The 12,842-nt window shown below is 54.5% G+C and carries 12 protein-coding genes; 8 read left to right on the top strand and 4 right to left on the bottom strand.

The window, feature by feature from the left end; translation table 11 throughout:
• Positions 1-3: 3 nt before the first annotated feature.
• The 4 genes from VIN76_RS12090 to hflK all read right to left on the bottom strand — a co-directional run bounded on the left by VIN76_RS12090 (position 4) and on the right by hflK (position 5,409).
• Positions 4-1,596, bottom strand: a complete 1,593-nt coding sequence (locus VIN76_RS12090; RefSeq protein WP_332042105.1) for a helicase HerA-like domain-containing protein — start codon at positions 1,594-1,596, stop codon at positions 4-6.
• Positions 1,597-1,701: 105 nt separating this feature from the next.
• Positions 1,702-3,225: a Do family serine endopeptidase gene (locus tag VIN76_RS12085; protein WP_332042104.1), complete on the bottom strand. Its 1,524-nt coding sequence runs from the start codon at positions 3,223-3,225 to the stop codon at positions 1,702-1,704.
• Between the two features lie 298 nt (positions 3,226-3,523).
• A complete protein-coding gene (locus VIN76_RS12080; RefSeq protein WP_332042103.1) occupies positions 3,524-4,375 on the bottom strand; it encodes a protease modulator HflC in 852 nt (283 codons plus the stop codon).
• Positions 4,375-5,409 carry an FtsH protease activity modulator HflK gene (gene hflK / locus VIN76_RS12075; protein ID WP_332042319.1) on the bottom strand — a complete coding sequence of 345 codons (1,035 nt, stop codon included), beginning with the start codon at positions 5,407-5,409 and terminating at the stop codon, positions 4,375-4,377. Before hflK ends, VIN76_RS12080 begins: the two co-directional genes overlap by 1 nt.
• A gap of 131 nt (positions 5,410-5,540) precedes the next feature.
• On the opposite strand from hflK, the gene VIN76_RS12070 reads away from it, so the two are divergent.
• From VIN76_RS12070 to VIN76_RS12035, 8 genes are read left to right on the top strand one after another with little or no spacing between them, the layout of a single operon-like run.
• On the top strand, positions 5,541-6,503 hold the full coding sequence (locus VIN76_RS12070) for an Mrp/NBP35 family ATP-binding protein (RefSeq protein WP_332042102.1): 963 nt from the start codon (positions 5,541-5,543) through the stop codon (positions 6,501-6,503).
• Positions 6,504-6,533: 30 nt separating this feature from the next.
• Positions 6,534-6,971 carry a CoA-binding protein gene (locus VIN76_RS12065; RefSeq protein ID WP_332042101.1) on the top strand — a complete coding sequence of 146 codons (438 nt, stop codon included), beginning with the start codon at positions 6,534-6,536 and terminating at the stop codon, positions 6,969-6,971.
• Positions 6,961-9,258, top strand: a complete 2,298-nt coding sequence (locus VIN76_RS12060; RefSeq protein WP_332042100.1) for a xanthine dehydrogenase family protein molybdopterin-binding subunit — start codon at positions 6,961-6,963, stop codon at positions 9,256-9,258. The genes VIN76_RS12065 and VIN76_RS12060 overlap by 11 nt, the downstream gene beginning before the upstream one ends.
• Positions 9,259-9,263: 5 nt before the next feature.
• Positions 9,264-10,262 (top strand): ferrochelatase, encoded by a 999-nt coding sequence (gene hemH, locus VIN76_RS12055; protein ID WP_332042099.1) that lies wholly within the window; start codon positions 9,264-9,266, stop codon positions 10,260-10,262.
• Positions 10,253-10,516 (top strand): ribbon-helix-helix domain-containing protein, encoded by a 264-nt coding sequence (locus VIN76_RS12050; RefSeq protein ID WP_332042098.1) that lies wholly within the window; start codon positions 10,253-10,255, stop codon positions 10,514-10,516. Before hemH ends, VIN76_RS12050 begins: the two co-directional genes overlap by 10 nt.
• A gap of 9 nt (positions 10,517-10,525) precedes the next feature.
• Positions 10,526-10,903 (top strand): fluoride efflux transporter CrcB, encoded by a 378-nt coding sequence (gene crcB, locus VIN76_RS12045; protein WP_332042097.1) that lies wholly within the window; start codon positions 10,526-10,528, stop codon positions 10,901-10,903.
• Positions 10,900-12,177, top strand: coding sequence for an RluA family pseudouridine synthase (locus VIN76_RS12040; RefSeq protein ID WP_332042096.1), 1,278 nt, complete (start codon positions 10,900-10,902; stop codon positions 12,175-12,177). The genes crcB and VIN76_RS12040 overlap by 4 nt, the downstream gene beginning before the upstream one ends.
• 10 nt (positions 12,178-12,187) lie before the next feature.
• Positions 12,188-12,841 carry an HAD-IA family hydrolase gene (locus VIN76_RS12035; protein WP_332042095.1) on the top strand — a complete coding sequence of 218 codons (654 nt, stop codon included), beginning with the start codon at positions 12,188-12,190 and terminating at the stop codon, positions 12,839-12,841.
• The last annotated feature ends 1 nt before the right edge of the window (position 12,842 follow it).

Here is a 12,842-nt window from a genome sequence, read left to right as displayed (position 1 = left end):
AGCCTAACGCATCAAACCGCCCATTAAATTCCGAGCAAAACTGCCGAGCAGAGAACCGCCCACACTGGTCCCGATCGAACCGGCGGCCGCGCTTGCAGCTCTGGCAGCGGGATTGCTTCGTGTTTTCTTGCCCGTGATTTTTGATACAACAATTAGGGCGGCCGAACTGGCAACGGCTCTGGTTGCTGCCGTTGTTGCTTTTTCCCACATGGATTTGGTTTTGCGGGGATGCTTTGCGACTTCTTCCATGCTGGTGGCTTCAACCTCTTTGGCGACTTCCGCTGCATCGGCCGCTTTGGCGAGCAAAACTTCCTCGGCGGATTCGCGGTCCACTTCCTCGTCATATTTGCCGACATAAGGCGAAATGGACTGAATAATCGCCCGTTCCTTTTGTGTAACCGGCCCCAGGCGAGAGCGGGGCGGCTTTATCAGGGTGCGCTGCACGATGGATGGCGCGCCATCTTCCATCAAGGTAGAGACCAAAGCTTCACCCACACGCAATTCTGTAATTGCCTTTTCCACATCAAGGTCAGGGTTGATACGGAATGTTTCGGCTGCGGCCTTAATCGCTCTTTGGTCGCGCGGGGTAAATGCCCGCAACGCATGTTGCACCCGGTTGCCGAGCTGTCCCGCGACTTCTTCGGGAATATCAATTGGATTTTGGGTAACAAAATATACGCCGACCCCTTTGGAACGGATCAGGCGAACGACTTGCTCGATCTTGTCTTGCAATGCCTTGGGTGCATCATCGAACAGCAAATGCGCTTCGTCAAAAAAGAAGACCAGCTTTGGCTTATCCGGATCACCGACTTCGGGCAGGGATTCAAACAGTTCTGCAAGCAACCATAACAGGAATGTCGCATAAAGTTTCGGGTTACGCATCAACTGGTCGGCGGCAAGAATATTGATATAGCCGCGGCCCTGTTCATCGCACCCGATAAAATCGTCTATTTCCAGAGCAGGTTCACCAAAAAACTGGCCCGCGCCCTGACTGTCGAGTTGTAGCAACTGGCGCTGTATTGCGCCGATACTGGCCCTGCTGACATTGCCATATTTGGTTGTCAGTTCCTTGGCATTCTCCGCAGTATAGGCCAGCATGGATTGCAGATCGTCAAGATTGAGCAGTAACAAGCCCTGTTCATCGGCAAAACGGAAGACGATGTTGAGCACACCCTCCTGCGTATCATTCAAATCCATCAGCCGTGCGAGCAAAAGCGGCCCCATTTCACTGATCGTGGTGCGTATAGGGTGGCCCTGCTTTCCATAAAGGTCCCAGAATATGGCCGGATTGTCGGAATAGGCATAATCGTCCATCCCTAGTTCCCTGGCGCGCTTTTCCAGGCTATCCGCATTTTTGAATGTGGGGGATCCGGCCATGGCAATGCCCGACAGATCGCCTTTGACATCCGCAACAAATACCGGAACGCCGTTTGCGGAGAAACTTTCGGCCAAGCCTTGTAATGTAACGGTTTTACCGGTCCCGGTTGCGCCTGCGATAAGGCCGTGACGGTTGGCGCGCTTCAGATTCAGGCTCTGCCGCTCTCCGCCTCCAAGCCCCAAAAATATCTCTGTTACGGGAGGCTGGGCATTTGTCATCGTCGATTCTCTCTGATCAGGTAAAAGAGAAAGATAAGTCGGGTAAAAGAAAAAGGCCAGCGTGGTGCGCCGGCCTTTTCCTGATGTTACAAAGTCTGAACAGTTTTAGTTTTCGTTCAGACGAACCGCGATGAATAGCGGGTCACGGGCACCGCGTTGTATCTGTAGTAACACAGCTTCGCGGTTAGCCTGTTTGGCGGCGTTTATGACTTTATCAAGATCCGCCACATTATTGACTGGAACGCGGTTGACGCTGATAATCAGGAAGCCGCGTCTGATGCCTTTTCGTGCAGCATCGCTATTTGGATCAACGGTCGATACGACCACGCCTTTCTGGCTTGATGGCACACCGAGTTGACGGGCGATGGCCGGCGTCAGTTCAACAACCGACACGCCCAGTGCTTTTGCTGTCGCTTCTGTGCTGCTGCCATCTTTTTCAGTGCCCAACGGATCTTCGGAATCCGGATCAAAACTGTCTGTAGCCAGTTCTTCTTCGGATGGCCGCTCGCCCAGTGTGGCAGTGACTTTGATGGTTTTGCCGCCGCGGATCAACTCAATCGGAATTTTTGTGCCGACAGGCTGATTAGCAACCAGATAGGACAGGGTTTGATCGGGAGTCACTTCCCGGTCATTTACCTTCACAATAACGTCACCGGCCTGAATTCCGGCTTTGGCTGCGCCTTCACCCGGTACCACGGACTGAATGAATTCACCGCGATTTTTGGGCAGGCCGAGCGAAGCTGCAAGGTCCTCTGTCAGCGGGCTGATCTGAACACCCAGATAGCCGCGTTCGATTTTTTCGCCTTTACGCAGCGTATTGACGATCGGAACCGCGACTTCTGCCGGAATGGCAAAGCCGATGCCGACATTGCCGCCAGTTGGTGAAATGATCGCATTGTTGATACCAATGACGTTGCCGTTCAAATCGAACATAGGTCCGCCGCTATTGCCGCTGTTGATCGACGCATCGGTTTGCAGGAAACGGTCATAGGCGCCGCCCTGTCCGGTGTTGCGGTGGATGGCTGATATAATACCGGTAGTCACCGTTCCGCCAAGGCCGAACGGGTTGCCGATGGCAATCACCCAGTCGCCCACACGTGCGCTTGTGCTGTCACCAAACTTCACATGAGGAAGGGGCTTCTTGGATTTGATTTTCAGAACAGCAATATCGGATGCGGCATCACGGCCTACCAAAGTCGCGTCAAATTCGGTGCGGTCTGGCATGATTACGGTGATGGATTCAACCGTCGCATTGCGATTGCCGGGCGCGACAACATGGTTGTTGGTCACGATATATCCATCGGGAGAAATGATGAAGCCGGAGCCGAGTGATTGTGCTTGCCGCACCTGACTGCCGCCGCCGGGGTTGCCGAAGAAGCCGTCAAAGGGTGTCCCGGCAAACGGGTTGTTGCTGACAACCACTTTCTGTTTCGTGGAAATATTGACAACGGCTGGCTGCAACTGTTCGGTCAAGTCAGCAAAACTCATCGGTATACCGCGCGGCGCAGCTGCTTTTATGACTTGGCTGTCATTGGCAGCTACCTGAGCACCAGCGGTACCAATGCCGGATAGCGCCGCAGCGCCCCCCGCCAAGAGCAAAGCTGCTGAAATCCCGTAAGCGTAACGCACAATAATGTTCCTCTCAATTAATAGTCATCGGTCAACGAATATACGACATCAAATCCATTCATATTTCCGAAAATCTGGCGTAGTAAGTGACGCAGACTTTATGAACCGTATTTGAATATTAACACAGTCAATCCCTAACATCAGCTACAAGATCAACCTTTTCGATCCGTTTGACTAATACTGGGTTCTATAAACCCCTTTCGCAAGCCAAGAATCGTTTGTTCGTCGAAAAAATATCCCATTTTGCAGAAACGATAACAAATGTAGTCGATAAGTGCAAAACTGGCATCAAACCCGATTACTTTCCTTGAAATTGGCGAAGGTAGAGATTGTCAGGCGATAATATGAACGACGATGTCGGATCGCCTTCCTGACCGCTGCGGAATGTTGTTTCATAGCTTTTCATGGCGCGATAGAAATCATAGAATTCCGGGTCCTTGCCAAAGCTTTCAGCATAGGTGCGTGCGGCGCTTGCATCTGCTTCTGCGCGGATGATCTGGGCCTGTTTAGCACCCTGGGCCTTAATCGTGCGGGCTTCCTGTTCACGCGCTGTACGCATCCGTTGATAGGCGCTTTCCAGCGGCGTGCCATCAGGCAGATCGGCGCGCTTGATACGCACATCCACAATTTCGGCACCATATTGGCGCGCCACGCGGTTAAGTCCGGTGCGGATATTATCCATCACCTGACCGCGTTCCGGGCTGAGCAGCGCGGCAAAGGGGCGTTTACCAAGCTCGTTCCGAAGTGCGGAGCCAAGTATCGGGCGAAGTTCGTCAGCAACCCGCTCTTCATCACCGGCCGCAATGAACATACGTAGCGGATCGGCAACGCGGAAGCGTGCAAAGGCATCGACCTGAAGTCGCAACTGGTCGGTGGAGAGCACTTGCTGTTGCTCCATTTCGACATCCAATATGCGCTTATCTATCCATTCGACCTGTTCAATAAACGGCCATTTTGCGAGCAAGCCGGCACCGGTGCGACCAAAGGGCGCGCCTTCCTGATAGCGGTTGATGATCCGCACTGGCTCACCAAAGCGCACCACAATACCTTGCCGTGTTTCCGGCACGATAATCAGCGTATTGACCAGTAACAAGAGCAAGCCAAAGGCGATAATGCCAAGAGCGACGGGGTTTTTCATAACATTACCCATTATTTTGCCTCCGCAGCTTGAGCAGCAGGGGGCTGGGCACGTTTCCCGAGTTCCGGCAACGGAAGATAAGGGGTTACGCCTTCTGCTTCGATGATCGTTTTATCCACTTGCGACAAAACACGCTCCATCGTTTCATAGTACATGCGCCGCTGTGTCACGCGCGGGGCAAGCCGATATTCTTCATAAACCTTGTCGAACGCAGCTGATTCACCTTGTGCCTGAGCCGTAAGCTGCTGGGCATAGGCGCGCGCTTCGTTAAGATAGGTCTGGGCAGTTTGCTGCGCTGCTGACACTTCCTTAAAGGCATCGTTAACAGCGGCTGGCGGGTCGGCCTTCTTGATTGCGATACCGCGGATCACGACACCGGCGCCATAACCATCAAGCACTTCTTGCATATTCTGTTCAACCTGCTGCTCGATCTCGGTCCGTTCTGCACCGATTGTGTCATCAAGGGTAAAGTTTGCCACGGCTGCGCGCATGGCCGATTCGGCGACTTCGCTGATCGTTTCTTCCTGATCGGCGATCCGGAATAAAAACAGTTCAGGAGCCTTGATATTCCAACGCACCGAATAGGCGAGATCAACAATATTCTGGTCACCGGTCAGGATAAGTTTTTCCGATTCTCCGGTAGGAATGTCAATCGTACGAATTTCTTCGACGTCCAGTTTCGTGACTTGCTCAAGCGGGGTGGGGAGCGAGAGATGCAAACCGGGTTTCATTGTTCTGGAATAGGAACCGAAAAAGGTCACTACGCCGCGTTCTTGCGGGCTTATCCGGTGGATAGAGGATAATAAAACCCATAGAATGACAAATCCGATAAGCAGGATAGGCCACCACGGACGTCCGCCGGGACGCTTGGGAAAGCCGCCCTTAAATCCACCGCCGCCGGCTCCTTTTTTAAACAGTTCTTCCAGTGAAGACGCACCGCCTTTGCCGGAACCGCCGCCGGACGATCCACCAGATGGGGTGCCCCACGGATTGCGTGGTCCGCCCCCCTTGTCATCACCGCCGCCATTGCCCCAGGGGCTAGCCATGTTAAAAATTGAACCCAAAGCTGATTGTTTGGACCCTTGCCCGTCAATTTTTTTATCCATATTGTCTTTATAGGTAGCCCGATGTCAGAAAAACAGTGTCAATCCGATAAAAGTGTAACTATGTGAAGCGAATGACCGATATTTCTATGATTGAGGCCGCTCTCGAAGATGTTGCGGGTGGGAAATTTAGTGCTGTCCGCTTTGATGACGGGCGCGTTTCCTTGGTATTAAACGTCAGCGGACTGGATGTTCGTGAACGGGGGCAGATCGAGATCGCCGTCAAGGCCAAGCTACTGGCACTGGATGGTGTTGAAAAAGTAGATATTGCGATGACGGCGGAGAAAATCGAGCGCCGCCTGATCGCAGTGGGCAGTGGTAAGGGCGGGGTGGGCAAATCAACCCTCTCGACCAATCTGGCAATTGCGCTGAAAGCGCTTGGCTACAAGGTCGGCATGGTTGATGCTGATATATACGGCCCTTCACAGCCGCGCCTGTTAAACTGCGAAGACCGCCGACCGGAAGCCGAAGGCAAGCAGCTTATTCCGGTGCCGAATGAATATGATATTCCCGTGCTGTCCATGGGTCATCTGGCCAAACCCGGTCAGGCGATTGCATGGCGCGGGCCGATGGCAGGCAAGGCGCTGGAGCAGTTGATCGACGCGCATTGGGGGGATACCGAATTACTGATTGTGGATATGCCGCCGGGCACGGGCGACGTGCAATTATCCATGATGCAAAACCACAAGCCGGTGGGGGCTCTCATTGTCTCAACGCCGCAAGACCTTGCCTTGATGGATGCGGTGCGGGCGGTTGACCTGTTTGAACAGGCGAAAATCCCGATCATTGGCATGGTCGAAAATATGGCAGGCTATATCTGTCCGCATTGCGGCGAAGTCAGCGATCCTTTTGGCACAGGCGGCGCGGAAGCGGCGGCCAAGACAATGGGCATGGCCTTTATGGGCCGTGTGCCCCTCGACATCGAAATCCGCAAGTCCAGCGATGGCGGGACGCCTCCGGCAAGTAGCGACAGTCTTCAGGGTAAGGCTTTCCACGATATTGCCAAAAAGCTCGCGACATGGTTGGATAACCAGTAAGCTGTTTTAGGAAACAAGGGGAGTCGAGCCATGCCGTTGGAAACTGATCAGGACATCACCCGTCTTTTAACCGAAACCAGGCGGATTGCCCTTGTAGGCGCATCCGCCAAGCCGGAGCGGGCAAGCAACCGTATCCTTAAGTTTTTACTGGATCAGGGTTATGATGTTACTCCGGTCAATCCGGGGATTGCCGGACAGACACTGCATGGCAAGGAAGTAGTCCCATCCCTTGATGCTGTCACTGGTCCGATAGATATGGTCGATATTTTCCGTAATTCGGCGGATGCCGGCCGCGTCATAGACGAGGCCATAGCGGTTGGTGCGAAGGCCGTCTGGACGCAGCTCGGCGTTATCAACCGTCCTGCCATAGAGCGCGCCGAGGCAGCGGGACTTGATGTCGTGATGGACCGCTGCCCGAAAATCGAGATTCCGCGTCTCGGTTTGCTGAAGAGCGATAATGCCGACTGAACCGGAAAAGGGCACCGGGACAAAAGGAAATGAAAGAAGTGCAAACGCCTTCACGCGCCGCAATTTCCTGATTGGCGGTAGTGCGGCGGCCGGGCTGGTCGTGGCTTGGGCGATATGGCCCCGCACCTATGAACCCAATCTCAGCGCCGCCGATGATGAACTGATATTCAACGCCTATCTTAAGATCTCCGTAGAGGGACGGGTTACGGTCGCGGTGCCGCAAAGTGAAATGGGGCAGGGTGTTTACACTGTTTTGCCCCAGATACTGGCTGATGAACTGGGTGCGGATTGGCGGACTATTGCTGTCGAGCCTGCGCCGATCAACCCTCTTTATACGAATGAACTCCTGGCTCAGGAATGGGCAGAAACTCTGTTGCCACCGGGTGCGGAGAAATGGACAAAAGCCGATCAAGTAAGCTGGGCGATCAAGACAATCGCACAGCGCAAAGACTTTATCGTTACAGCGGACTCAACCTCTATTCCTGCTTATTCAAGCAACTTTCGCGAGGCTGGAGCCGCCGCACGGGTATTGCTCAGCATGGCTGCCGCGCAAAAATGGGGTGTAGCGTGGGAATCCTGCATTGCTGAAAATGGCTTCATTACCAGTGACGGGAAGCAGCTTCGCTTTGGCGAACTGGTGATGGATGCGATGGAGCAGGAATTGCCCGATCCGGTGCCGCTGCGTTCCAGCCCTGTAAATAATCTGGTTGGTCAGGATATACCCCGGCTTGACCTGCCTTCAAAGCTTGATGGCTCTGCCAATTTCGCAGGTGATGTTCGTCTGGCCGATATGGTTTACGCCTCCATTCGTCAGGGGCCGCTTGGCGATACGCGTCTGAAATCGTTCAATCGCGAGGGGGCAAGCAAGATTATCGGCCTGGTTGACGTGATCGAACATGACCGCTGGATTGCAGCAGTGGCAACCAACTGGTGGGCCGCAAATGCCGCTCTTGATAAAATGAGCCCTATGTTTGAAACCACGGGCTTGCTTCCGGACAGCGACAAAATGAGCGCCGCGCTTGAAAAAGCATTGGAAGAAGGCCCCGGCATCCGCTTCGCCAGTCGCGGGGAAACGAAGCCTGCGTTTGCCGAGTATCAGAATGTCCGCGCCCGCTATCAGGCGGAGGCCGCGTTGCATGCACCCATCGAAACCCGCACGGCGACAGCCGATTATAAAGACGGCCACCTGGAGCTTTGGCTTGCAACGCAGGCTCCCGCAGCAGCGGTGCAGGTGGCGGCGGATGCAATCGGGATCAGCCCGGACAACGTAACACTTTATCCCATGCTTGCAGGCGGGTCATTCGGACGGAACCTTGATAATAAAATAGCGGGGCAGGTCGCTATAATAGCCAAGAATATTGGCCGGCCCGTCCAATTAATGTGGTCACGGGCAGAAGAGATGATGCACGACCATTACCGTGCGCCTGCTTATGCCCGGCTGGATGCGGCAACGGATAAAGCTGGCCGGATAAAGGCGCTCCAGATCAAGGTCGCGGCCCCTGCTTCTGGCCGGGAACAATCCAAACGCGTGGTGCGCGGGATGGATGAGATTACCGCCATGCGGTCATCCATTGACGAAGCGGATTCCAAAGCGGTCGAAGGCGCGGATGTCCATTATGATATCGCAAATTTCTCGCTCGACCATCATCCGGCCTATGTCGGCGTGCCTACCGGAAACTGGCGCAGTAACGCGCATAGCTATAATGCTTTCTTTGTAGAATCTTTCATTGACGAGCTTGCGGTCAAAGCCAAAATCGAACCTTTGTCATATCGCATGCAAATGATGTCCGGGAGGCCGCGTCTGGCTGCCTGTTTAAGCGGCGTGGCTGCTATGGCAGGTTGGGATGGCGGGCTGGACGGCAGCGGTCAGGGGCTGGCCTGCCATTCCATGCGTGGCGGGCATATTGCGGTTATCGTCAGCGCGGCTCGCGGGGATGGCGGGTTGAAAGTGAACCGGATTTCCGCCACCGTGGATGTCGGTCGGATCATCCATCCCGAAATTGCCCGACAACAGGTTGAAGGCGGTATTATCTATGGTCTTGCCATGGCATTGGGGTCGTCAACGCGCTTTAACCATGGTATTGCCACCGCCCGCCGGTTAAGTGATCTAGCTTTGCCTAGACTGGCTGAGGTTCCGGCCATACAAGTAGAATTTATCCGCAGTGAAGAAGAGCCTGTCGGAGTTGAGGAAATAGGTGTTCCCGCGGTGGCCCCGGCAATTGCCAATGCCCTGTTTTCCGCGACGGGAACTCGCTTTCGTCAACTGCCGCTGTTTGCAGAGGCATGATGAATATGCACAAACCTGATCAACATCCAGACGTGAAAACCGGAAAAATTGGCTTGTTGCTTGTCAATCTGGGCACACCGGATGCGCCCGATAAAAAGGCAGTTAAGCGGTATTTGAAGGAATTTCTATCCGACAAGCGTGTCGTGGAAATACCCGATATAATCTGGCAACCTATATTGCGCGGGATTATTTTGAACACACGCCCCAAAAAATCAGCTCATGCCTATGGTCAGGTCTGGATGGATGAAGGGTCGCCGCTTGCCGTATATACACGGCGTCAGGCAGAGGCGTTGGCGGTGAAATATGGCGATAAAGTCCAGGTTGACTGGGCGATGCGATATGGCAATCCCAGCATCGCCAGCCGATTGCAGGCAATGAAAGATGCCGGCTGTGACCGGATATTGGTTGCGCCGCTCTATCCACAATATAGCGGAGCAACAACGGCCAGCGTGAATGATGCTGTTTTTGATGCGGTGAAGGCAATGCGCTGGCAGCCCGCGATCCGCATGTTGCCCCCATATCATGATGATGCTGCCTATATCGGCGCGCTGAAATCCAGTGTGGAATCCGCGCTGGCCGCTCTTGATTTTGAACCGGATGCCATCATTGCGAGCTTCCACGGCATGCCCAAGCGGACACTGGAGCTCGGCGATCCCTATCATTGCCACTGCCAAAAGACCACACGGCTATTGTCGGAGGCGATGGGGCGGGAACTGGTAATATCTTTTCAGTCACGCTTTGGTCCGGCAAAATGGCTCGAACCCTCGACGGACATGATGCTTGAAAAACTGGCGCAGGAAGGCAAGAAAAAGGTCGCGATTTTTGCACCAGGATTTTCCAGCGATTGCCTGGAAACTACCGAAGAGCTGGGGATACGCGGCAAAGAGGATTTTGAAGCTGCAGGCGGTGAACGCTTTGCACTGATCCCTTGCCTGAATGATAGCGAAGACGGAATAAACCTGCTTGATAATCTGGTGCGCCGGGAACTGTCCGGATGGATTTAGGCCGGGATGACATGTTCCATCCGCCGGTGAAGCGGAGTATAACGATAGCGGGGCATCAGACATCCATCACGCTGGAGCCGTTATTCTGGGAAATGCTTAAAACATCTGCGGAAAAGCGCGGGCTGCCGATCAACGCGTTGGTGGCGCAGATTGACGTTCTGCGGGTGGATGCTGCCGAGCCGCCGGGGCTGGCAACGGCGATCCGGCTTTGGCTGGTGCATGATATGCTTGGAAAATCACCGCAAGCCGACTAAGGCAATTTTATGAACGCAACCCTTCTTGTCATGGCTGGCGGCGCGGTTGGCGCAGCGGCGCGTTATAATTTGGGTCGGCTGGTTTTTCATTGGGTTGGGCCGGGCTTTCCATTTGGCACCTTGATCGCCAATTTACTGGGCGGGTTGTTAATGGGCGTGTTGGCGGGAGTGCTGGCACGCAGTGATTTTCCCGATGAGCCTTGGCGATTGTTGCTTGGCGTCGGTTTGCTGGGCGGGTTTACGACCTTTTCGGCATTTAGTTTGGAAGTTTTGAATATGATCGAACGCGGAAATTGGGGCATTGCTCTGGGTTATGCATTGCTGTCCGTTGCCGGTTCGGTGATTGCGCTATTTGCAGGCTTGATAGCGGTAAGGGTATTAGCATGACGACATTTGATCCCACTGCCGAAAGCGGCTCCGAAGACGAAAAGCCGCAAGGGCAAGGTAAACTGAAAGAGCAGAAGCAGGCGCTGAAAGTGCTGGATGTCCGGCAGTTTACGGTGTCTCCCGATGATGATGATATCCGCATTGATCGCTGGTTCAAACGTCATATGGAAGATGTGCCATTTAACGTCGTGTCGCGCTGGTCACGGACCGGGCAATTGCGACTTGACGGAAAGCGGGTCAGCCCCGGCGACCGGGTCAATGCCGGTCAAATCATCCGCGTCCCGCCCGCCGAGATTGAGCGTCCTGGCCGCGTAGTCAAAGCGCGCACCGATCTGTCACAGGACCAGATTGATTTCGCGCAAGAACTGGTCATTCACAAAGATAAAGCGGCGATCGTGGTCAACAAACCGCCGGGATTGGCGACGCAGGGCGGCAGCAAGACAAACACGCATCTTGATGGTTTGCTTGACGCGCTGACCTATGATGCGAAATCGCGGCCCAAGCTGGTGCACCGGCTTGATAAGGATACAAGCGGCGTGATCCTTCTGGCGCGCTCGCCCGGAGCGGCTTCCTTTTTCTCCAAACGTTTTTCCGGACGCACAGCGCGCAAAATTTATTGGGCGATTGTCATGGGCGTGCCGGACATCGCCGACGGCATAATAGACTTGCCGCTGTCAAAACAGCCGGGTTCGGGCGGTGAGAAAATGCATGTGGATGAGGAAAACGGACAAGCCGCCAAAACCCGTTACCGGATTATCGAACGTGCCGGAAACCGCGCTTGCTGGGTCGAGTTACAGCCATTTACAGGCCGCACACACCAGCTTCGCGTTCATATGGCGGCAATCGGGCACCCGATATTGGGTGACGGGAAATATGGCGGGAAAGAAGCTTTTCTGACCGGCGCGATCAGCCGGAAAATGCACCTCCATGCCCGGCGATTGCGGATCGAGCATCCCGATGGTCACAAGCTTGATGTTACGGCGGATTTACCGGACCACTTTGCCGATACCATAGAGAATCTGGGCCTTGACCTTGCACTGGGCGATTTGCCGCTGGACGAGGAAAAGCCCGGTGGCAAGGCTGTTCGTAAACAGCATGCACGCGCCCATGCCAAACAGATTCGCAAGGATAAACGCGGCGAGCGGCGCGCGCGCGGTGAAAATGAAGGCCAGCCGGTCAAGGCCGGGAAGCCGTCCAAGCGGCCCCGCGCCGATGCTGGAAAGGCGTCCCATAAAAAGGCATTGCCGCATAAAGTGAAACAGAAGCGTAAGTGAACTCGGCTATATGAATAAACTTGCCCTGTTTGATTGCGATGGCACTATGGTCGATAGTCAGGCCAATATCTGTGCTTCTATGGAGCAGGCCTTTGTCGCCCATGGTCTGATACCGCCGGACCATCACCGGACGCGGCGAATTGTTGGCCTTAGCCTTCAGGAAGCGGTGCGGCAATTATTGCCGGAGCAGGATGACGCACTGGCCGCAGCGGTGACGCAATCCTATAAGGACGGATTTTTTGAACTTCGCCAGCAGGGCGGTGTGCATGAGCCGCTTTATGACGGTTTGCTTGACCTGATCGACCGGCTTGCGCGTGATGGCTGGATGCTGGGCGTGGCGACCGGAAAGTCGGATCGCGGACTGAACCACTGCCTTGGAGTGCACGGGCTTTCAAAGTATTTTGTGACGCTGCAAACCGCCGACCGCCACCCGTCAAAACCGCATCCGGCGATGGTTGAACTTGCGATAAGCGAGGCCGGAGCCACCACCGAAACCACGGCGATGATCGGCGATACCAGCTTTGACATGGAAATGGGCGTAAATGCCGGCGTGCGGCCCATCGGCGTTGACTGGGGCTATCATGACCGGGACGAACTGCTCTTGGCCGGGGCGCATTCCGTCGCGCTGACCATGGATGAATTATACGAGACTCTGAACCAATGAA

Source organism: Parasphingorhabdus sp. (assembly GCF_036568145.1).
In the GTDB taxonomy this organism is placed as follows: domain Bacteria; phylum Pseudomonadota; class Alphaproteobacteria; order Sphingomonadales; family Sphingomonadaceae; genus Parasphingorhabdus.
The sequence above is the reverse complement of the archived record's forward strand: the minus strand, read 5'-3'. Positions and strand labels throughout refer to the sequence as shown.